At 67.3% G+C, this 20,832-nt stretch carries 20 protein-coding genes and 2 pseudogenes; 10 read left to right on the top strand and 12 right to left on the bottom strand.

Annotated features, from left to right (window positions below):
- Window positions 1-197: 197 nt before the first annotated feature.
- The gene (gene moeZ / locus AB0B25_RS23525; RefSeq protein ID WP_357183176.1) at window positions 198-1,382 is read right to left on the bottom strand and encodes an adenylyltransferase/sulfurtransferase MoeZ; all 1,185 of its coding nucleotides are present in this window, start codon (window positions 1,380-1,382) and stop codon (window positions 198-200) included.
- Window positions 1,383-1,509: 127 nt separating this feature from the next.
- Entirely contained in the window at window positions 1,510-2,496 is a 987-nt protein-coding gene (locus AB0B25_RS23520) for a DUF3152 domain-containing protein (protein ID WP_357183212.1), read from the bottom strand.
- A gap of 477 nt (window positions 2,497-2,973) precedes the next feature.
- On the opposite strand from AB0B25_RS23520, the gene AB0B25_RS23515 reads away from it, so the two are divergent.
- Entirely contained in the window at window positions 2,974-3,639 is a 666-nt protein-coding gene (locus tag AB0B25_RS23515; protein WP_357183174.1) for a TetR/AcrR family transcriptional regulator, read from the top strand.
- Between the two features lie 80 nt (window positions 3,640-3,719).
- Here the strand turns inward: AB0B25_RS23515 and AB0B25_RS23510 are convergent, their stop codons facing one another.
- Window positions 3,720-3,947 (bottom strand): DUF3107 domain-containing protein, encoded by a 228-nt coding sequence (locus AB0B25_RS23510; protein ID WP_357183209.1) that lies wholly within the window; start codon window positions 3,945-3,947, stop codon window positions 3,720-3,722.
- 260 nt (window positions 3,948-4,207) lie between these two features.
- The gene (locus AB0B25_RS23505) at window positions 4,208-4,756 is read right to left on the bottom strand and encodes a YceI family protein (protein WP_357183171.1); all 549 of its coding nucleotides are present in this window, start codon (window positions 4,754-4,756) and stop codon (window positions 4,208-4,210) included.
- 102 nt (window positions 4,757-4,858) lie between these two features.
- Between AB0B25_RS23505 and AB0B25_RS23500 the strand changes: the two genes are divergently transcribed.
- Window positions 4,859-5,695, top strand: coding sequence for a helix-turn-helix transcriptional regulator (locus AB0B25_RS23500; RefSeq protein WP_357183168.1), 837 nt, complete (start codon window positions 4,859-4,861; stop codon window positions 5,693-5,695).
- A gap of 78 nt (window positions 5,696-5,773) precedes the next feature.
- Here the strand turns inward: AB0B25_RS23500 and AB0B25_RS23495 are convergent, their stop codons facing one another.
- From AB0B25_RS23495 to AB0B25_RS23485, 3 genes and pseudogenes are all read right to left on the bottom strand, one after another.
- Window positions 5,774-6,475 carry a ferritin-like fold-containing protein gene (locus tag AB0B25_RS23495; RefSeq protein WP_357183167.1) on the bottom strand — a complete coding sequence of 234 codons (702 nt, stop codon included), beginning with the start codon at window positions 6,473-6,475 and terminating at the stop codon, window positions 5,774-5,776.
- A gap of 27 nt (window positions 6,476-6,502) precedes the next feature.
- Window positions 6,503-7,559, bottom strand: a pseudogene (locus AB0B25_RS23490) (alpha/beta fold hydrolase).
- Window positions 7,560-7,615: 56 nt separating this feature from the next.
- On the bottom strand, window positions 7,616-8,473 hold the full coding sequence (locus AB0B25_RS23485) for a hypothetical protein (RefSeq protein WP_357183164.1): 858 nt from the start codon (window positions 8,471-8,473) through the stop codon (window positions 7,616-7,618).
- A gap of 485 nt (window positions 8,474-8,958) precedes the next feature.
- Between AB0B25_RS23485 and AB0B25_RS23480 the strand changes: the two genes are divergently transcribed.
- The 5 genes and pseudogenes from AB0B25_RS23480 to AB0B25_RS23460 form a co-directional block, all read left to right on the top strand.
- Window positions 8,959-10,644: a DEAD/DEAH box helicase gene (locus tag AB0B25_RS23480; RefSeq protein ID WP_357183206.1), complete on the top strand. Its 1,686-nt coding sequence runs from the start codon at window positions 8,959-8,961 to the stop codon at window positions 10,642-10,644.
- Between the two features lie 27 nt (window positions 10,645-10,671).
- The gene (locus AB0B25_RS23475; protein WP_357183161.1) at window positions 10,672-11,901 is read left to right on the top strand and encodes a PQQ-binding-like beta-propeller repeat protein; all 1,230 of its coding nucleotides are present in this window, start codon (window positions 10,672-10,674) and stop codon (window positions 11,899-11,901) included.
- Between the two features lie 79 nt (window positions 11,902-11,980).
- The gene (locus AB0B25_RS23470) at window positions 11,981-12,586 is read left to right on the top strand and encodes an acid phosphatase (RefSeq protein ID WP_357183159.1); all 606 of its coding nucleotides are present in this window, start codon (window positions 11,981-11,983) and stop codon (window positions 12,584-12,586) included.
- A 53-nt stretch (window positions 12,587-12,639) separates the two neighbouring features.
- Window positions 12,640-13,116, top strand: coding sequence for a GNAT family N-acetyltransferase (locus AB0B25_RS23465; protein WP_357183204.1), 477 nt, complete (start codon window positions 12,640-12,642; stop codon window positions 13,114-13,116).
- Between the two features lie 11 nt (window positions 13,117-13,127).
- Window positions 13,128-13,676 (top strand): annotated as a pseudogene (locus tag AB0B25_RS23460) (endonuclease V); the annotation flags it as partial.
- A gap of 165 nt (window positions 13,677-13,841) precedes the next feature.
- On the opposite strand, the gene AB0B25_RS23455 reads toward AB0B25_RS23460, so the two are convergent.
- A complete protein-coding gene (locus AB0B25_RS23455; RefSeq protein ID WP_357183202.1) occupies window positions 13,842-14,231 on the bottom strand; it encodes a hypothetical protein in 390 nt (129 codons plus the stop codon).
- Window positions 14,232-14,461: 230 nt separating this feature from the next.
- Between AB0B25_RS23455 and AB0B25_RS23450 the strand changes: the two genes are divergently transcribed.
- Window positions 14,462-15,406, top strand: a complete 945-nt coding sequence (locus tag AB0B25_RS23450) for a diacylglycerol kinase family protein (RefSeq protein ID WP_357183157.1) — start codon at window positions 14,462-14,464, stop codon at window positions 15,404-15,406.
- A gap of 250 nt (window positions 15,407-15,656) precedes the next feature.
- A complete protein-coding gene (locus tag AB0B25_RS23445; protein ID WP_011211115.1) occupies window positions 15,657-15,911 on the top strand; it encodes a WhiB family transcriptional regulator in 255 nt (84 codons plus the stop codon).
- A 1,113-nt stretch (window positions 15,912-17,024) separates the two neighbouring features.
- On the opposite strand, the gene AB0B25_RS23440 is transcribed toward AB0B25_RS23445, so the two are convergent.
- The 4 genes from AB0B25_RS23440 to AB0B25_RS23425 all read right to left on the bottom strand — a co-directional run bounded on the left by AB0B25_RS23440 (window position 17,025) and on the right by AB0B25_RS23425 (window position 20,020).
- The gene (locus tag AB0B25_RS23440) at window positions 17,025-18,539 is read right to left on the bottom strand and encodes a histidine kinase N-terminal domain-containing protein (RefSeq protein WP_357065891.1); all 1,515 of its coding nucleotides are present in this window, start codon (window positions 18,537-18,539) and stop codon (window positions 17,025-17,027) included.
- A 22-nt stretch (window positions 18,540-18,561) separates the two neighbouring features.
- Complete coding sequence (locus AB0B25_RS23435; RefSeq protein ID WP_357183154.1) at window positions 18,562-18,777, bottom strand: biotin/lipoyl-binding carrier protein; 216 nt, start codon at window positions 18,775-18,777, stop codon at window positions 18,562-18,564.
- Window positions 18,778-19,020: 243 nt separating this feature from the next.
- The gene (rsrA, locus tag AB0B25_RS23430; RefSeq protein ID WP_357183151.1) at window positions 19,021-19,311 is read right to left on the bottom strand and encodes a mycothiol system anti-sigma-R factor; all 291 of its coding nucleotides are present in this window, start codon (window positions 19,309-19,311) and stop codon (window positions 19,021-19,023) included.
- A gap of 76 nt (window positions 19,312-19,387) precedes the next feature.
- A complete protein-coding gene (locus tag AB0B25_RS23425; protein WP_357183200.1) occupies window positions 19,388-20,020 on the bottom strand; it encodes a sigma-70 family RNA polymerase sigma factor in 633 nt (210 codons plus the stop codon).
- A gap of 297 nt (window positions 20,021-20,317) precedes the next feature.
- Here AB0B25_RS23425 and ybaK point away from each other — a divergent pair, with 297 nt between their 5' ends.
- Window positions 20,318-20,812 (top strand): Cys-tRNA(Pro) deacylase, encoded by a 495-nt coding sequence (gene ybaK, locus AB0B25_RS23420; protein WP_357183149.1) that lies wholly within the window; start codon window positions 20,318-20,320, stop codon window positions 20,810-20,812.
- Window positions 20,813-20,832 lie beyond the last annotated feature (20 nt).

Here is a 20,832-nt window from a genome sequence, read left to right as displayed (position 1 = left end):
CACGACGACACGAACACGCAGTGCGCCAGCGCTACAGACCGGCACCGCCGCGGCCCGCTCGACCACTACCCCGAGCACCAGTGCGTCGCGTCCGTGCGCTCGCCTCCCCAAGCGACCACATCGGCTCACCCCATCCGAGGAAGCGAGACCTAGCATTGCCCGTTCGCGGCGCCGCAGGCGCTGCCAAACAAACCCAGCTAGTACACCGGCAGTGACGTATCCACCTGGTTGGCCCACGCGATCACGCCACCTTGCAGATGCGTGGCGTCGGCGAAGCCCGCGCGTTTGAGTGCGGCGAGGGCCTCCGCGGAGCGGATACCGGTCTTGCAGTGCAGCACGATGGGGCGGTTCTGCGGCAGCTCGGACAGAGCTTCACCGGACAGGATGCGGTCCTTCGGGATCAGCTTGGCGCCCTCGATGTGCACGATGTCCCACTCGACCGGTTCGCGCACGTCGATCAGCTCGATCTGTTTGCCCGCGTCGATCAGTTCCTTGAGTTCGCGGGCGGTGATCGTTGCGCCGGCGGCCGCCTCCTGGCCTTCCTCGGACACCACGCCGCAGAATGCCTCGTAGTCGATCAGTTCCGTGATCGGCTGACGCTCCGGATCGCGGCGCAACTTGATCGTCCGGTAGTTCATGTCCAGTGCGTCGTACACCATGAGCCTGCCGAGCAGTGGCTCGCCGATGCCGGTGATCAGTTTGATCGCTTCGGTCACCATGACCGACCCGATCGATGCGCACAGCACGCCGAGCACGCCGCCCTCGGCGCACGACGGCACCATGCCGGGCGGCGGGGCCTCCGGGTACAGATCGCGATAGTTGATGCCGCGGCCGTCCGGCGCGTCCTCCCAGAACACCGAGACCTGGCCTTCGAAGCGATAGATCGAGCCCCACACGTAGGGCTTGCCCGCGAGCACCGCGGCGTCGTTGACCAGGTAGCGGGTCGCGAAGTTGTCGGTGCCGTCGACGATGAGGTCGTACTCGCGAAACAGCTCGACCGCATCGTCCGGCTCCAGCCGGATCTTGTGCAGTCGCACGTCGATACCGGAATTGATCTCCAGGATCGAGTCGCGCGCGCTGTCGGCCTTCGGGCGGCCGATGTCGGATTCGCCGTGGATGATCTGGCGCTGCAGATTGGAGGCGTCGACCTCGTCGAACTCGACGATGCCGAGGGTCCCGACACCCGCGGCGGCCAGGTACAGCAGGGCAGGCGAGCCCAGTCCGCCCGCGCCGATCACCAGCACCTTGGCGTTCTTCAGGCGCTTCTGCCCGTCGACGCCGAGATCCGGGATGATGAGGTGCCGGCTGTAGCGGGCGACCTCGTCCCTGGACAGCTCCGCGGCCGGCGCGACAAGTGGCGGCAGGGACTTCGGTGATGACACGTCCAGGACTCCTCGAATCACGTAGGCCGATCGCAGCGCAGTCGGCCCCTTACTGGCTACTGCTCAGTGCAACACCGACGACCGAACCGTTCTTCCCGCGCTCTATCGTCGCGCACCGGGTCCGGCCCTAACCACGCGGGTAGGGCCAGGGATTGAAGCGACAGCGCTTGCCGTCCATCGGGACGACGCCGTGTGGGTCGAGAACGGCTATGTCGTCGTTCGAGGTGCCGAAGGTCTGCTGCATCATCACCGGCGCGAGTCCGTCGTCGGTCTCGCAGGGCTGATGCTGGTGGTAGCCGATAGCGTGGCCCACCTCGTGGTTGATCTGATATTGCCGATACGACCCGATGTCTCCGTCGAAGGCCAGCGCGCCCCGCACCCAGCGGACCTCGGAGAGCACGACTCTGCGGCTGTTGGCGTTGTAACAGGAGGTGTCGATCGGAATGTCGAAGCCGCATTCTCTGCGGCTGGATTCGCGGGAGGTGAGCGAGACACGGAAATCGGCGGCGCCGTGGTCGACCCGCCGGAACCCGAACTTGGGATCGTGCGCCCAGCTCTTCGGGTTGGCGAGGGTGGAGTCGACCATTGTGGCGAACGACTCGTCCCCACCGAAACCGGAGGTGTCCATGCCGTTCTCGATCTCCACGGTGTAGCGGAAGACCGCATCCGCCCCGGCGCCGACCTGGTCGGTGCTGCCCGGCACCACGCGCCAGGTGTCGGCCCCGGTCTCGGCGAACGCGCCTCCCTCGGGCAGCGCCCCGGTCGGCAGATCGGTGGGAAAATGACCGTCCCCTGGCGGGGCGCCGATGATGCCCGCGGTCGCGGCGCGCGGGCTCAGTCGTCCGAGTCCGGGAGAGCCACCCGCGACGACCGTGCTGTCGGTGCCGCTGACCGCGTCCACGACCACCAGCACGGTGATCACGAAGAGCACCGGGAGCGCGTACGCCCGCCAGCCGTAGGTGGAAACGAATCTGCCGAGGGCACTTTGCTTCTTCGCGTCCCGTTCGGGGCGGGCCCGCACCCGGCCCTCGGCCTGGGCGGTGGGATCCCAGTGGGCGCGCAGCGGTTGGTGCGATCCGGTGCCGGTGCGGTAGCGGCCGAGTGGATCGTAGATCTCGACGCCGTCGTCATCGGCGGGTGTCTGCTTCGAATCAGGCTGCTGCTCAGGCGGTTCGGGGATGCGAGTCGAGCGCTTCCGATTCTCGGCGGCCGCACCGCGGCCGGATAATCGACTACCGACTCCCCACCGCTTCGCGGTGTCGGGTCGAGCCGCTGTGCCCGATAGTGCGTCTGGGCCGGTTCTCGCCACGGCGTCCGACCCTACGGAACCGGACGTGCCGGAGCCAGCCGGGTGGCGCGCTGTGCGCCTCCCGCCGGATGGTCGCTCCGGTCGGTCGGTCACAAAGACCAGCGTCTCACAGCGCGGAAGCCCCCACCGACGGGCACAGGTGGACCTGCTTCGGTGCGACAATCGTCCTGAGGTGGCACCAGTTGCCCCGCCCCGATCTGCGGGCAGGCGACTAACGGGTATCGTTCATGGGATAACCCGGTGCACACCCCTTTTGCCGGGGAATCGACTGGGAGAGCCGAAATGACTGACCTCGTGGACCGGATGACGTCCCGCAGATCGTCGTCCGAGGCCATGGCACGCGCCAAACGCGGTACCCGGCTTCCGCGCGATGAGAGACGTCAACAGCTCCTCGCGGCGGCGAGCGAAGTCTTCGTGCAGCGCGGTTACCACGCCGCGGGGATGGACGAGATCTCGCAGTGCGCTGGCGTGAGCAAGCCGGTGCTGTATCAACACTTCAGCAGCAAGCTGGAGTTGTACCTGGCGGTGCTGCAGAACTACGTGGACATCCTGGTGTCCAGCGTGCGGCAGGCGCTGCGGTCGACCACCGACAACAAGCAGCGCGTGCGCGCGGCGGTGCAGGCCTACTTCGATTTCGTGGACAACGAGATGCAGGGGTTCCGCCTGGTCTTCGAGTCCGATCTGACCAGCGAGCCGCAGGTGCAGCGCCGGGTCGAGCAGGCCACCGAGTCCTGTGTGGACGCGGTCTTCGACTTGGTGGCACACGACTCGGGTCTGGACCCCTACCGTGCGCGCATTCTGGCCGTCGGTCTGGTCGGCGCGAGCCAGTTCACGGCACGCTACTGGCTGGAGGCCGATCGGCCGATCCCGAAGGAAGAGGCGGTCGACACCACTGTTCAGCTGGCGTGGGGCGGCCTCAAGCACGTGCCGCTGCACCCGATCGCCTGAGCGTCGCATCGACGAACGAGCCCCTGTCCCCGAGTGATCGGGAAACAGGGGCTCGATGCGTGTGGGGTCGAAGGCCGGGCTCAGACCGCGGCGAATCCGACGCGGCCGCCGGTGGCGGTGCCGATTTCGACGTAGGCGACCTTCGAAGCCTGGATCAGGAACTTCCGGCCCTTCTCATCGGTGAGCGACACGACGCCCCCGTCACCGCTCAACGCACCGGACACCAGCGCCTCGACCTCGTCCGGGGTCTGCGCGCTGTTGATCACCAGTTCACGCGGGCTATCCGAAATACCGATCTTGACCTCCACGGCCAACCTCCGAACCTAAGAGTCCTGTGCTGTCGAACCAAGGCTAGTGCCAGTCCGCCGCTGCGAGTATTCAGGCTGTGCCGGTCAGGTGACGCGGGATGTGCGTTCGGGTCCTGCCTCGCGTTCCGGGCGGACCCGACGAGTTACCCCTGTACCTGCGGAATCAGTCGTGACGTCGGTGTCCGAAGATCATGTCGTCGGACCGGGCCGGACGGTGTTCGCCTTTCGCGAACACCGTCCCGGCAGTCGGTCCGCAGACCCTACTTCGGCTCGACGAGCTGGATCTCGAGCTCGATCTTCACCGCGTCGCTGAGCATGCCGGGCAGCAGGCCGCCGACGCCGAAATCGGTCCGCTTGATGGTGCCGGTGGCCGAAAAGCCCGCGTGCCGGTCGCCGGACGGGCCGAACTCCTGGAGGCCACCCCACTCGACGTCCAGGGTGACCGGCTTGGTTACCGCACCGAGTGTGGCCTCGCCCCGAACTTCGAAGGTCTCGGCGACGACCACGGGGTGGGTCGCCCGGAAAGTGAGCGTGGGGCGGTTGGCGACGTCGAGGAAGTCGGCGGCGCGGACGTGCGCGTCCCGATCCGGATTCCCGGTGTCGAACGAGTCGAGGTGGATGGTCGCGCCGAGCGAGACGGCACCGGACTCGTCGACCACGAAGTCGGTCTCGAACCGGGTGAATCCGCCGCGCACCTTGGAGATGCCGAGGTGACGAACGGTGAAGGCGACCGAAGAGTGCGAGGCGTCCAGCGCCCATGAACCGGTCTTCAGCAGCTGGCCGGCAGTAGTGGATTCCGAAGTTGTCATGCTGCCGACAATGACCGGACCGCGGTCCGTTAACCAGACCGCGGTTATCCTGGACCTCGCAGGGCGCGGCTAACAGTCCCGGGACAGGGCACGATGGGTGACATGGCTCGTAACGGATTCGCGGAATTCCTCATCGCACGGCGCGCCGAGCTGCGGCCGTCGGATATCGGGATGCCTGGGGGCGGGCGGCGCAGGACGCCCGGCCTGCGCCGCGAGGAAGTCGCCGTCCGCGCGGGCGTCAGCGCCGACTACCTGGCCCGGCTGGAGCAGGGCCGCGACACCAACCCGTCTGGCGCGGTCATCGAAGCCTTGGCCGACGCGCTGCTGTTGCATGGCGAGGGCCGCCATCACTTCAGCCTGCTCGCGTTGGCCTCCGGTAACGAATCCCGCTGCCCGGGCAGCGAATCCGCCGAGGAACGAATCGCCGAGACGATCGAGACCATTCTGCACGCGCTGCATCCGACTCCCGCGTTCGTGGTCGGCCGTCGACTGAACGTGCTCGGCTGGAATCAGGCATGGGCCGACCTGGTCGCCCCGCTCGGCCTGTTGGATCACGACGAACAACCCAACCTGGCCGAGTACACCTTCACGCATCCGGCCGCACGGCGCGTCCTGCGGAACTGGGACGAGGCCGCCGACATCTTCTCCGCCGCGCTACGCCGTGCCAAACTGCGCTGGCCAGGCGATAATTCGCTGTTGGAGACCATCGAGACGCTGCACCACCACCCGGACTTCGCGCAGCGGTGGAAGCCACAGCAGGTCGGCGCCGCCGTCTCCGGCGTCCTGCGTCTCGACCATCCCATCCACGGGCCGATCGATGTACCTTTCGAGACTCTGGAGGCCGATCGTGATCAAAGCCTCATCGTCTGGCTCGCCGACCGCGCCGGCATCCACTCGCCAGGCCTGCGTTTGGTGCCCAACCGCGCGGTGAACGAGTAGCACCTAGCACCGACCACTGCGCGAGGTGCCGCCGCGAAACGTCAAGAGCCGCAGGACGGCGCGCGCCCGCACCAGGTATCAGATGCCGAGCACCGCCATGCGTTCGGCGTAGCTGTTCTGCATACGCTCGAAGAGCGCGGCGATGCCGTTGAGATCGCCGGTGGCGGTGAGGACCAGATCGGTGAGTTCGTCGCGCTGTGCCATCACGTATTGGGCCTGGGTGATCGCCTCGCCGAGCAGGCGCCTGCCCCACAGGGTGAGCCGATCGCGCTCGGCGCGGCTGGTCGTGACGGCACGACGCACCTCTTCCACCACGAACTCCGAATGGTTGGTCTCGGCGAGCACATCACGGACCACCGCGGCGACCTCAGGTGTGAGCACCCCGGCGATCTCGGTGTAGAAGTCGGCGGCGATGCCGTCACCCACATAGAACTTCACCATCGACTCGAGCCACGTCGAGGGATCGGTCGAAGCGTGAAACGCGTCCAGCGCCCGCACAAATGGCGCCATGGCCTCGAAGATGTCGGCGCCACGCTCGGCGAGCGCGGACTCGAGCGCCTTGAAGTGCTCCATCTCGGCGGCGGCCATCGTGGCCACGGCCACCTTGCCTCGCAGCGTCGGTGACAGCTTGGCCTCCTCGGCCAGCCGATAGAACGCGGAGATCTCACCGTAGGCGAGCACCGCGAACAGGTCGGTGACGCCGGGGTGGCTGGCGGGGATGGAGAGGTTTGCTGGGTCGGTCGACGAAACACCTAACGCGGCAGGTGACTGTGCTCCCATGCGCCCCAGCGTAGTACTCCGCGCCGATCACGCCGTCTCGGCCAAGAATTTGTCCAGGTAACTCCATGTCGTGTCCCGTGCCGCAGGTCCGGCCAGGATGCCGAGGTGCCCGCCCGGCGCCGTTTCGTAGCGAACCATGGCCGAACCCTCGAGCGTCCGGGTACCCGCCCGCACGGCGGCGGCTGGAGTGATCACGTCGGCGGGTCCGCCGACCAGCAGGACGGGCGCGGTGACCTTCGCCAACTCGATCCGGCGTGCGCCGAGCCGGACGACGCCGCGGCCGATGTCGTTGTTCAGGATCAGCCTGCCCCACAGTTGACCGTAGAAACGGCCGGGATAGCCGGGCATTTCGGCCATGAATCGGTCGATCGCCTCCATCCTGGCGAGCGTCTCGGTGCGGGTGATATTGCTCGCGACGAACCATGGGCGGGTGAGTTCACGGTCCAGCGCGGTGATCTTGTAACCGATCCTGGTGAGCGGCGCAGGCACACCTCCGGCCACGCGGATGACCGTCGAAGTGACCAGTCCCCCGGTGAGTTTCGCGACCTTACGCAGCTGTGGAATGCCGGTCATCTCGTCGTAGTCCGGCGGCGAGCCGACGGCGGTGATGGACCGAATCGGCAGTTCGGCATGCGCCGCCGCGGCCAGCAAGGCAAGTGTGCCGCCGATCGACCACCCCACCAGATCGACGCGACGCCCGGCACGGTCGGCACTGACTCGCAGCACCGCCTCGGGGCAGGATGTCGTCGACCCAGTCTTCGAAACCCATGCGTCGGTCGTCGAAGGCGATCTCGCCGTAGTCGATGACATACGGGTGGCGACCGGTGGCCAGCAGGAATCGGGCCAGGCTCTGGTCGGGCCGCAGGTCGAAGCAGGTGGCGGGTGCGGCCAGAGGTGGAACCAGCAGCACGGCCGGACCGTCGGCCGGCACGATACCGTCGCTGTCCTCGAACCGATGTAGTCGACGGTGCGGCCGGTCCCACAGCACGGTCGACGCGGTGCGGTCCGGCGCCTCGATGCCGGAGCCGAAGGTCAGTGCCCAGGCATTGCGGGCGGCGGTGGCGACAGTTTCCGCGAGGGTCACACCGAAGAATGTCGCACATGCCGGTACCGGCGGTAACAGGCAAGTCCCATGGACGCTCAGCGCGTCCCCGAAGCAAGCCGCCGCACCGGCGCAACCATATCCTCGCGCACACTCCGCACCAGCGGCGCGAGCGAAGTCGTCAACTCGGCGACCGCGTCCGCGGACAGTACGGCGAGCGCGCCGGTCCACGCAACCTCGTCGGTGTCGGCCTCCACCCGCGCCAACAATTCGGCGCCGCTGCTGGTGAGCACGGGAGTAAGCGGCCCGCCCTCGATCAATCCGCCGGCCCGTAGCTCGTCCACCGTTTCCGACCACTCCGTTTCCGACACTCCGCGCGCAGGCCGCAGCACCGACTCCGACGCTTTCCCGACCGCCACCTGCAAAACCAACGCCTGCCGCCCGGTCAGGCCGTGCGTGACCAGGGCCGCGACATGGCCGTCACCACGATGCTCGCGCAACGCGGTGGCCAATTGCCACAGCGCGCCTACCGGATCGGCGGGCAAGGGCAGCGCCGCGTTCGCGGCGAACAACGCGCGACCGGTCGAGTCGGCGGCGCTCTGCACCGGCGCGAGCAGTTCGACCGCGCGAGCACACTCCGCCACCTCGGCGCCGAGGCCGCGCAGCAGTCCGGTGGCGAGCGCGAGCCTGGCGTCCAGGCAGCGCCGCGGGGTCGCTCGTTCCCACGCCTCCGGCAGCGCTTTGCGCACCATATCCGGATGAAATCCGGCGAAGGTTGCCTGCACCGTGGCGGGTGTCACCGCGCCGAGCGGCGCGGCGCGGAAGGCGAAGTAGGTTTGCCAGTATCCACGCAGCCCGATCCCGACGCCCGCCTCCTTGACGCCGGCCCCGAAATACACGACATCATGGACCGGTTCGAGAGTCGTCCAGATTTGCCGCGCCGGATGAATTACCATGTGGCGCAGTGTACGTCGGCACAGTTCGCCACGAAAGCACGCGTCGGCTCGCGGGAAATTCGGCAACGCACCCTGTCGGCAATTCGAGCCGCGCACATTATCACGCTACAATCTCTGCGGACAACGAAAATTCTCGCCCGAGAGAGTTGCCGGACGCCGTGCCCACGAACATCGTAGGAACGCGTCACGAACGCCGACCGGTTTCGGGTGCGAGGTTTTCGTTGGACAGGAAAATGTGCGCGCACCAGATCCGCGTCACCAGTGCGCCGCGCCGATGTCTTTCGAGGTAGCCGCCGTTTTTCGCGGCCGGCACGACATCCAGAGCGTGGCCGGGTGAGTATCGCAGGCGGGGTCGTGGTTGTCGCGGACCAGCCGGTCCGCCCCACTTCGTGCGCGCGTGACGCGATTACGAGGAAGGCACGAACCTGAGCAAGATCACAGTCGATCAGGAACCGGGACTGGCGGATACCCTGTTGACGGCCGAACTGGACGCGACGCATACCGCTCCGACTTTCGCAGAATTGGGAGTTCGCGACGAAATCGTCCGCGCACTCGGCGAGATCGGTATCGAACGTACTTTCGCCATTCAAGAACTGACCCTCCCGCTGGCGCTCGGCGGTGAGGATCTCATCGGTCAAGCCCGCACCGGCATGGGAAAAACCTTCGGATTCGGCGTGCCGCTGCTGCACCGGATCGCGACAGCCGAATCCGGTACGACACCGCTGGACGGTACGCCGCGAGCGTTGGTCATCGTGCCGACCCGCGAATTGTGCATCCAGGTCACACAGGACCTGGAGAATGCAGGTAAATACCTGACCAATCACCAGGGTCCGCTGAGCGTCGCCTCGATCTATGGCGGCCGCCCGTACGAGGCACAGATTCAGGCGCTGCGCTCGGGCGTCGACGTGGTGGTCGGCACCCCCGGCCGACTACTCGACCTCGCCGATCAACAACACCTGATTCTCGGCAAGATCGGCGTGCTCGTACTCGACGAGGCCGACGAGATGCTCGACCTCGGCTTCCTCCCCGACATCGAACGCATTCTCGGGATGGTGCCGGGCAAGCGCCAGACCATGCTGTTCTCGGCGACCATGCCCGGGCCGATCATCACGCTGGCGCGCACCTTCTTGACCCGCCCGACGCACATCCGGGCCGAGGAGCCCCACGACTCCGCCGTACACGACCGCACCGCGCAGTTCGTCTACCGTGCGCACGCGCTGGACAAGAGCGAGCTGATCGCCCGTGTGCTGCAGGCCGAGGGGCGGGGCGCCACGATGATCTTCACCCGCACCAAGCGCACCGCGCAGAAGGTGGCCGACGACCTGGCCGAGCGCGGCTTCGCGGTCGGCGCGGTGCACGGCGACCTCGGGCAGATCGCCCGCGAGAAAGCGCTGACCAAGTTCCGTAAGGGCACGATCGACGTGCTGGTCGCGACCGATGTCGCGGCCCGCGGCATCGACATCGACGACGTCACGCACGTCATCAACTACCAGTGCCCCGAGGACGAGAAGACCTACGTGCATCGGATCGGCCGCACCGGCCGAGCCGGCCGTACCGGTGTCGCGGTGACCCTGATCGACTGGGACGAGCTGAACCGCTGGTCCTCGATCAACACCGCACTCGGCCTCGGCATCCCCGATCCGGTCGAGACGTATTCGCGCTCACCGCACCTGCACGCGGACCTCGGCATACCGGAAGGCGTGACCGGCGTGGTCCGCAAGCCGAAGCCGGAACGCGACCCGGACGCGGTGGTGGTGGAGCGCTCCGCCCGGGCACCGCGCAAGCGCAACCGCAGGCGCACTCGCGGCGGCCAGCCGATCGACAGCGTCGAACCGAACGACATCGGCGACGAAGCCGGCGACGAAGCCCGGCCCGTGTCTGATACGGCCGAGGACGGCGACGCGACCGACAAGCCCGCACGCCGCAGGCGCAGACGGCGTAAGGCCACTGGTGACGCGCCGGACAACGAAACCTCCGACAACGAAACCTCCGACAACGGCACCCAGCCCGACGCGGCGGCCGACACCGCGCACGACCGCGGTGCAGGTGACGCCGAAGCGGCCGACCGTCCCGCGCGTCGTCGACGCAGGCGCCGCAAGCCCGCCGAGGGCGAGGTGGCTGTGGAGACTGTGGAGAGCAACTCCGAGCCCGCGACGGCCGCGACGGCGTGATCGGCCGGATCCGCTAGTCTCGCCTTCGTGCTCGCACCCGAGCGGCGGACGCGCGCCGACATCACCGCCGCCGTAGCCATCGTGATTCTCCTGGTGGTCGCGGGGCTCGTGGTGTGGGCGCGCGGCGACGCTCGCGGTACCGAATCGGTCACCGCGCCGAGCAGTGTGCCGACCCCGGCAGCGGCTGATCAGCTGCCCGGCGCGCTGCGCGAACTGTGGCGCGCGCCGGACAACGCGAGCGCCCGCGCGCTCGTGTCCGGGGGCGTCGTGGTGACCGGTGACGACGGCACCGTGATCGGGCGCGACCCGCATACCGGCGACCAACTGTGGAAGTACCGGCGCGATATGCCGCTGTGTGGGATCGAGGGCCAGTTCGGCATGGTGGTCGCGGTGTATCGCGACCAGCGCGGCTGTAGCCAGGCGACACTGCTCGCCGGTGACAGCGGCGCCCGGCGGACTGCGCGCAGCAGTTACATGGATCCGAACCTGCGGCTGTCGGTCGATGGGACATATGTCCTCGCACAGGGCCCCCAGCGGCTGGAAATGTGGCGCTCGGATCTGGTCCGCACCCTGGAGTACGGCTTCGTCGACGCACCTGTGAACGTGAAGACGCAACCGCGCAAGGGCTGCACGCTGCTGTCGGCGGGTTCCAGCCCGTCCCGACTCGCCGTGCTCGAACGTTGCCCCGCCGACCCGGCCGACCGACTGACCGTGCTCAACCCTGCGCCCAAGGACAACACCGTGCCCGAAGAGTTCGGTTCGCACGTCTTGACCGGTCCCGGCACCGACGCCCCCGTCGCACGGGTGGTCGCGGTATCCGACAACCGGATCGTGCTGTCTCTGCCCGCCGCCACCGCGGGGTCGGACAAGTTCCCCCCGCGGCTGGCCGTATACGACGGGAACGGAAATCCGATTGCGACGCACGAGCTTTCGGCGCCGCTGAGCGAGCAGACCACGACGACCCGGATCGGCTCGGCCTACCTGGTGTTCACCGGCAACAGCGTGATCGCCCTGAACGGTGGCACCTTCGACCCGCTGTGGACCGCGGGCGGCGCCCTCGGCGCGCCCACACTGATGGCGGGCAAGCTGTTGCTGCCTACGACGGGCGCGATCACCGTTCTCGATCCCGCATCGGGCACCGAAGTGGCACGAATCCCCTTGGCGCGCACCCAGTACGACGGCTCCCCCATCTCACTGGCGGTAGTCGGCACGACTGTGCTGGAAAAACGCGGTACCGAACTCGTCGCCCTCGGCTGATCCGGCGCCGCATGAGCGGTGCGTCGGATCGCTTCCGGCCGCGACACACCGTGATCATCGGATAGCCCATGATGGATTCATGTCCGCACGCGACGACGCCCGCGTTGTACTGCTCCGGCACGGCGAGACCAGCTGGTCCACGCAGGGCAGGCACACCAGCCGCACCGATCTGCCGCTCACCGAGCGCGGCGAGGGACAGGCCAGGGCGGTGGGTTCCCTCCTGATCGCGCTGCGGCTGCGAAACCCGCGGACCTTCACCAGCCCGCGGCATCGCGCGGTGCAGACTGCTGCGCTGGCCGGGCTCACCGACACCACGATCGATGACGACCTGGTCGAATGGGACTACGGCGCCTACGAAGGATTGACCACCCCGCAGATCCGCGAGTCCGCGCCCGGCTGGACGATCTGGACAGGCGACGTCCCGGGTGGTGAGACCGCCGACGCGGTGTGTGCCCGGGCCGACCGGGTGCTCGCCTCGGTGCGGCCCGTCCTGCCGGAGCGCGATATCGTGCTGGTCGGGCACGGCCACTTCTCGCGGGCGTTGATCGCCCGGTGGGCCGAATTCGGCGTGCGGGATGGCCGCCGCTTCGCGATGTCGACCGGCGCGCTGACCGTGCTCGGCTACGAACACGACGTGCGAACCATCCATGAACACAACCTGGTACCCGACGGAGCGACACTGTGACCCGATCCGGCCCCACCGCCACCGACCCGGCCGCCATCGGCTCGGGCGACGCCGTGCTGCGCCGTGCCGTCCCCTCCGACGTGCCTGCGCTGGTGGCTCTCATCTACGACCTGGCCGAATACGAGAAGGCCCGGCACGAATGCACGGTGACCACCGAGCAACTGAACGCCGCACTGTTCGGGCCGCAACCGAAGGTCTTCGCGCACGTTGTCGCCGAAGGAACGGATCTGGTCGGCTGCGCCATCTGGTTCCTCAACTTCTCCACCTGGGATGGCGTGCACGGCATCTACCTGGAGGACCTTTACGTCAAGCCGGAGACCCGCGGCAAAGGCTACGGCAAGGCGCTGCTGGCGGCGCTGGCGAGGGAAGCTGTCGACAACAGCTACAGCCGGGTCGCCTGGTCGGTGCTGACCTGGAACACGCCCTCGATCGACTTCTACGAATCGATCGGTGCGGTAGCTCAGGACGAGTGGGTCGGCTACCGGCTCGCCGGCGCCGCCCTCGGCGCGCTGGCCGCCGAGTCCCGGTAACGGCTCGAGCGATGTCGTGGCTCGCGCAGGTCGATCACCATCCTTGGCCGACGACCGCCGCGGCGGCCATGGCGATCCAAGACGACTTGCGACCGCGGGTCGATCCGGTCACCGCACCCGGCGCACGGTTTCGCACGGTGGCAGGGGTCGACTCCGCCTATGACAGCACCGGGGCGGTCACCGCGGCGGTCGTCGTGCTGGATGCCACCGCGCTGAAACCTGTTGCCTCCGCGGTCGCGCACGGCGTCACCACCTTCCCGTACGTTCCCGGCCTGCTCGCCTTCCGCGAGATCCCGACCACCCTCGCCGCCCTCGCGGAACTCGACACCGCACCGGACCTGTTGGTCTGCGATGGGCAAGGGCTCGCGCACCCGCGCCGTTTCGGGCTGGCCTGCCACATCGGACTGCTCACCGGTGTGCCGACGATCGGCGTCGCGAAGACCGCATGGGGCGACTACGCCCAGCCCGGCCGAGAACGTGGCGCCAGCACCGACATCATCATCGACGGCGAGGTCGTCGGACGTGCATTGCGCACAAGGACCGCGGTGAAACCGGTCTTCGTCTCCGTCGGACACCGCATCGACCTGGACACCGCCTGCGCGCAGGTGCTGGCCATCACCCCCCCACTTCCGGCTGCCCGAGACCACCCGGCACGCCGACCACCTCTGCCGTGCGGCGTTGCACGCACCGAGATCGACGCGGTAGTCCCCTCGCTTCGGGCCGGACTACTCCGGTTCGGCCCCGTAATCCTGTGCCAGCCAGCGGGTCGACGGCGGCGCGAACAGCAGAACCAGCGCGACAACCGCGACCGTGCCGAGCAGCGCGCCGTAGACCGGCTGATGCGAATCGGTCAGCAACGACCAGGTGACCGGAAGCAGGAGCAACTGGGCGATGACCGCGATCGCGCGACCCCAGCGCTTCCCGAGCAGCAATCCGACGCCCGCGGCCAATACCGCACCGCCCAGAATGCCGAACCAGGCGGCCGTGCCGTACCCGCTCGCCGCACTCTGGTCGTGTCCGGCCAACCCACGCGCGATCAGTACGACCACCACGACCGCGGCGACCACACCCTCGAGCGTCACCAGAGCACCGGCCGCACGCACCGTCGCCGGCACACTCACCGAATTCGTACCCCGGTCGCTCACGACTGCGCACCACTCGGGCTCGGCCCCGTCGCGCGCGATCGCGCGCCGTACCCTCGATACACTCGCTGACGCTCGCTCACGCGGCAAGCGTACGACTCGAACGAGCGGTTCACCGCCGTGGCGTCGGCAGGCGAACGCGATCGACCGGTGGTCGCCTTCGCCGTTTCCGGCGCACGGTCGAAGCCAACTAGGCTGCGAACGTGCGGACGTTGCTGATCGTGAACCCGAACGCCACCTCTACTACACCGGCGACCCGGGACCTGTTGGCGCACGCACTGGAGAGCCGCACCCAGCTGACCGTTGCGCACACCCAGCATCGCGGCCACGCCGCCGAACTGGCGCAATGGGCATCGACCAACCAAATGGATCTGATCGTCGTGCACGGCGGCGACGGGACGGTCAACGAGACCATCAACGGTTTCCTGCCGCTGCCCGAACTCGACGACGGCCAGGCCTGGCTGCCCCGCCTCGGCGTCATCCCCGGCGGCTCGGCGAACGTCTTCGCCAGGGCACTGGGCATCTCACCCGACCCGGTCACCGCGACCAACCAGCTCATCGACCTGCTCACGCTGGACAAGGACCGCCGCATCGGCCTCGGCATGGCCGACGACCGCTGGTTCTGCTTCAGCGCGGGCGTCGGCCTGGATGCCGACGTCTGCGAGGCCATCGACGCCAGTCGCGCCGGTGGCCACGCCGCCACCCCGGCGCGCTATATTCGAACAACTGTGCGACAGTTCTTCCGAGCCAGGCGTAACGAACCGACCGTTCGGATCGAGACTCCGGGCCGTGCCGCCGTGGAGGGCGTTCATTACGCCTTCGTAACGAACACGACACCATGGACCTACCTGAACGCCACGCCGGTACACACCAACCCGGACACCCGATTCGAGACCGGACTCGGCGTGTTCGCCGTGCGCTCGATGGCAGTGATCCCCACCCTCCTACTCGCGCGTCAACTTCTCGCCGTCGACGGAAATCCCAAATCCCGCAGTTTATTTCGCGAAGACGACGTACCCGCCGTACGCATCGAGAGCAAAGAGCCCATCGGCCTGCAAATCGATGGCGACTTCATCGGGAAGCGCAACGTGGTGGATTTCACCTCGATGCCCGACATCCTGAGTGTCATCGCACCGCAGCCGAACTGACCGCGAAAGATCACAAAAAAACATCGTGGTTGTGCTGCAAAAACCGAGTAGAGCGAGTACAAAGGACCGGGTTGGCTCCCCATAGGAGCTAGAGAGCGTGAGCTTCCCCACGGTGCACCGCGTGGCTATTGACATCTACGGTGTTCGTGAAAGCATTCACAAGCAACCGTGCGGAAACATTCGAGTCGCACAAGTGAACGATCCACAAACCATCGGCGCCGTCTGCGGCGCCCAGCAAAGGAGCAGAGGAATGGACTGGCGCCACAAGGCCATCTGTCGCGATGAGGACCCCGAGCTGTTCTTCCCGGTGGGGAACAGTGGTCCGGCGCTCGCGCAGATTGCCGATGCCAAGCTGGTCTGCGCTCGCTGCCCCGTAACCGCCGACTGCCTGTCCTGGGCCCTGAAGTCCGGACAGGATGCCGGTGTGTGGGGTGGTATGAGCGAGGACGAGCGCCGGGCGCTCAAGCGCCGCAACGCGCGCACCCGCACCCGCACCGTCGTCTAGCGAGACGATCAGCCTTACCGGACCATTCACCGCGGCCCGGTAACGCATTTCAGCCCGGCACCCACGAGGTGCCGGGCTTTCTGTTTATTCGGCAGCGCCTGCGGCGCTGCGTGTTCGCGGCATGCTCGGTCTCGCTTCGCTCGGAAGTTGTTGTTTGCCAAGTCGTTCGGTGGCGTGTGAGTCTTGATTGTGGGACTGCGAAGCTGGTCGGCGACGCCGCGCGTCCCGTTGCGGGTGAGGGGGATTCGCTATTTTCGTGTCGGAGATGACTTTCGGAGTGGTAGGCGGGTGATCTCAGAGGTGGTGATCGGACACTGTCCCTCAGCGGTGGAGGAATGGATGTCGGCGGGGGTGCTGAGCATTCGACTGCCGGCGCGACGTGCCTGAGCCCACCCGTCCCCATCGCGGCGTGTTCACCACCTGCTGATAGCCGTGACTTGGCGGTCCAGGCACCCTCGCGGTTCGATGCGCGTGCGCCCCTCACGGGATTCGGACGGTTCATCGGCACCGGGAAGCCAACCGCTGATGATTGGCGTGAGCGCGCGCGTCAGTGTCCCAGACAGCATATGCGGCAAGGGGATCCACCCGGACGGACATTAGGACAAATCGGAATGGGTTGGTCGGACACGGTTCTCGGCAAGCGCGTGGGTGGCCGATGCTGATCACCGTTGTCGCGCGTCAGCGCACTACGGCTGGGTGATCACGTTCGGAATACCGGCGGCCTGTCGCTCGAGGGACCGAAGCGTGTCCGGTGCGGCGATCGCGCGGATCGACAGGTTTCTCGTTCAGTGACAATCGGAAGAGGAAGAGAGGGTGGCCCGGGCCAGACGCCCGCTGCCAGAGGGGAAGCGGCGCGAGCGTTGTTGTGGTCGTTCGGTTGGCTCCTGCGCGAACCGACTGACGCCGCTTCGATCTCGGCGTGGGTGATCTCGCGACGAGGCAACGACCCGACCGGACTCGGCAGGACGAACGCCGTGGGCTGGAGTAGGCGGTCCGGACACTGGCCTCGTCCTCTGGAGATCGGATGGGCGGTCCGATCGCCAGGGTCGAGTGAGCCGGTCTCGCGCGTGGCGCGACCACACGGGTCAGCGCGCGGAGCGGCGGCCGCGCGGGTCAGCGGGCGGAGCGGCGGCCGAGGGGGACGCGCAGGACTGCGTCGGTGCCGATATCGGCGCCAGGGTGTAGACCGATGGAACCGCCCAGTTCGGCTGTGACCAGGGTGCGGACGATTTGGAGGCCGAGGCGGTCGGAGGATTCCAGACTGAAGCCGGGGGGAAGGCCGCGGCCGTCGTCGCTGATGATCACATCGAGCCAGCGGGCCGAGCGTTCGGAACGGATGGTGACGGTGCCGTTCTCACCGGAATCGAAAGCGTGCTCGATGGCGTTCTGCACCAGTTCGGTCAGCACCATCACCAGCGGGGTCGCGCGTTCGGCGGAGAACACCCCGAGTGAGCCGGCGCGGCGCACCTTGATGCGGGCGGTGTGCACGGTCGCGACATCGGCCATGATCGGCAGCAAGCGGTCGACAACCTCGTCGAGATCGACTTCTTCGTCCACCGACATCGACAACATCTCGTGCACGGACGCGATCGAGGTGACCCTGCGCACCGACTCGGTGAGCGCGACCTGTGCTTCCTCGTTTTCGGTACGGCGAGCCTGCAGGCGCAGCAAGGCCGCGACGGTCTGCAGATTGTTCTTCACCCGATGGTGAATCTCACGGATGGTGGCGTCCTTGCTGAGCAGCGCGCGGTCGCGACGCTTGACCTCGGTGACATCGCGGACCAGCACTGCCGCCCCGGCCAGTTCACCGTGCGGACGCAGCACGAGGGTTCGCAGCAGCACAGTCGCGCCGCGGGCCTCCACTTCCATGCGCCGTCCGGTCCGGCCCGCCAGCGCGGCTTGGATATCGCCGACCACCTCCTGCGCGTCGAACGGGTCTGTGATCAGCGAGCGGGTGGTGACAGCGAGATCCTGCCCGGCCAGATCGGCCTGCAACCCCATCCGATGGTAGGCCGACAGGGCGTTCGGGCTGGCGTAGACCACGATGCCCTCGGTATCGAGCCGGATGAAACCGTCCCCGGCGCGCGGGCTGGAATGCGTCGCGGCACGGTCCTCGGTGGTCGGGAAGGTGCCGTCGGCGATCATCTGGCACAAGTCATCGGAGCAGGCGACGTAAGCGATCTCCAGTGAGCTGCGCACCCGGGAGCGTTGCAGATCGGTGTCGCGGCTGAGCACTGCGATCACGTCCTCGCCACAGCGCACCGGGATGGCCTCCCGGACCGCGTGCACCGGGCGCGGATGGTAGACGCCCGAGGCCTCCACATCACTGTCCGCGCGCACGATATTGCCGGTCAGCAGCGCGTCGATCACCTGGGGATGGTCGTCGCGCAGGGCCAGCATGCCGACCAGGTCCTCCTGGTGCACGGTCGGCGCTGTGGTGGGGCGACACTGGGCGACGCACACGATGTCGGCGCCCTCGGACACCGGACCCGCGCCGACCCACAGCAGCAGATCCGCGAAGGACAGATCGGCGAGCAATTGCCAATCACCCACCACCCGCTGCAGATGATCTACCGCGACACCGGGGAGATCGGTGTGCTCGGCCAGAAGCTCGCTCAGAGTCGCCATGAAGGTCTACCGCCGCAAACGATCAGGAAATGACGGCGATCACATGACCGGCCTTGATCGCGTCGCCTTCCTTGACCCCGACCGAGGTGACCGTGCCGCCGGACTCCGCGAGCACCGGAATCTCCATTTTCATCGACTCGAGGATCACCAGGGTGTCGCCCTCTCGCACCGTGTCGCCTTCCGCGACAACCACCTGATAGACGACCGATACCAGCTCGGCGAGTACTTCCTCAGCCATGGCACCCCATTCACTCGTTGGCCTGCATCCGCTGAAACTACAGCCAACCACACGTGAAATACTGGCCCTCAACCAGAAGGGAGACTACTCATGGGTAAGCGCGGACGTAAGAAGCGTAGCCGGAAGGGCAATGCGGCCAACCACGGCAAGCGGCCCAACGCCTGAGCGAAACGCTCGGCCGAGAGCACGAAGCGGCACGCCTCCCCACTGGGAAGGCGTGCCGCTCGGCATTTTCCGGCCGGACTACTCCGGGCTGTCCACGGTGCTCTCGATGACCCTGATCGATCGCCGGATCTCGATGGTCAGCCGTTCGCGTAGCGAATCCGGCGCACGGTCTCCGCCGCACTTGCGGCTGAGCAAACCCTTGATCTTCTCTTCGATGCCGTAGGCCTCGATGCAGGGACTGCAGTGTTCCATGTGGTGACGCAGCCGAGCACGAGTCTTGTCGTCGCATTCGCCATCCAACATCAACCACACGTCGGCGAGTACCGCAGTGCAGTCGAGCTCCAGGTCGGGGTCCCGCTCGGTACTCACAACGCCACCTCGCCGGTGCCGGGCTCCGTCGTCACCACCGGAGTAGCTGCGTGGGTGGTCCGCTCGCTCCGCTCGCTCACTGCTTGACCTCCTGGCGTTCCCCCGAACGGTTGAATCCACGCTCGCGCGCCACATCGGCGAGCAAACCCTTCAGTTGCTTGCGACCCCGGTGCAGCCGGGACATCACCGTACCGATGGGGGTGCCCATGATGTCAGCGATTTCCTTATACGGAAAGCCCTCGACGTCCGCGTAATACACCGCCATCCGGAATTCCTCCGGCAGTTCCTGCAACGCGGTCTTGATGTCGTCGTCCGGCAGCGCGTCCAACGCCTCGACCTCGGCTGAGCGCAGCCCTTGCGAGGTGTGCTCGGCGGTCGCGGCCAGCTGCCAGTCGGTGATCTCGTCGGTGGGGTATTGCGCGGGCTGACGCTGCTTCTTGCGGTAGGAGTTGATGTAGGTGTTGGTCAGGATCCGATACAGCCAGGCACGGAGGTTGGTGCCCTCTTTGAAGGATTTGAATCCCTGGAAAGCCTTGACGTAGGTCTCCTGCACCAAGTCTTCGGCGTCGGCCGGGTTCCTGGTCATGCGCAGCGCGGCGCCGTAGAGCTGGTCCAGCAGCGGGAGCGCGTCCCGCTCGAACCGCTGTGCCAGCTCGGCATCGTCGACCGCGGCGACATCGTCGGTCACCACGTCATCGTCGCTCGTCACACCTGTCCCTTCGATCGCCGTACTTGCCAAATCTACCGGCAACGGCATATCGGGCGAGAACCCGGCTTCGGTCGGTGACGCCACGATCGATACCGGACGTTCGTCGAGCAGAACGGGCACCGACATCTCCTTCACGTCGTTCATAAAGCTTGTTCACACCCGACGGGGCGGTGGAGACGCCCTCCGATCGTGATGTATCCGCTACAACATGCGCAGGCCGCGCGGTGTTCCCGTGACCACGGCGGTGCGGCGGATTCCGTTGCCGACCTCCGGGCTGGGACCGCTAAGGTTTCCGCCATGGCAGGCGCCTCGACCCCGGCAATCCGCACGCTGACCCAGGCCAAGGTTGCCCATCGCGTGCACGCCTACAAGCACGATCCGCGTGCCGACTCATACGGCACCGAGGCGGTCGACGCGCTGGCCGCCGAATTGGGGGTTGCCGCCGAGCAGATCTTCAAGACGCTCGTCATCGAGCTGGCCACCGGCTCGCTCGCGGTGGCGGTACTCCCGGTGCCGAATACGTTGTCGTTCAAGTCCGCCGCCGCGGCGCTCGGGGCATCGAAGGCGACTATGGCCGACAAGACGCGGGCGGAGAAGACGACCGGATATGTCCTCGGCGGGATCTCCCCGCTCGGTCAACGGAAGTCGCTGCCCACCGTGGTCGACGCCTCGGCGTTGTCCTGGGACCGGGTGCTGTGCAGCGCGGGGCGGCGCGGACTGGAGATCGAGTTGGCGCCCGCCGACCTGATCCGGCTCACCGCCGCGGTGACAGCACCGGTCACATCCGTGTGATTCGGCCCGATCGGGCTTGA

It is taken from the genome of Nocardia sp. NPDC049190 (genome assembly GCF_040648115.1).
Lineage (GTDB): Bacteria > Actinomycetota > Actinomycetes > Mycobacteriales > Mycobacteriaceae > Nocardia.
The sequence above is the reverse complement of the archived record's forward strand: the minus strand, read 5'-3'. Positions and strand labels throughout refer to the sequence as shown.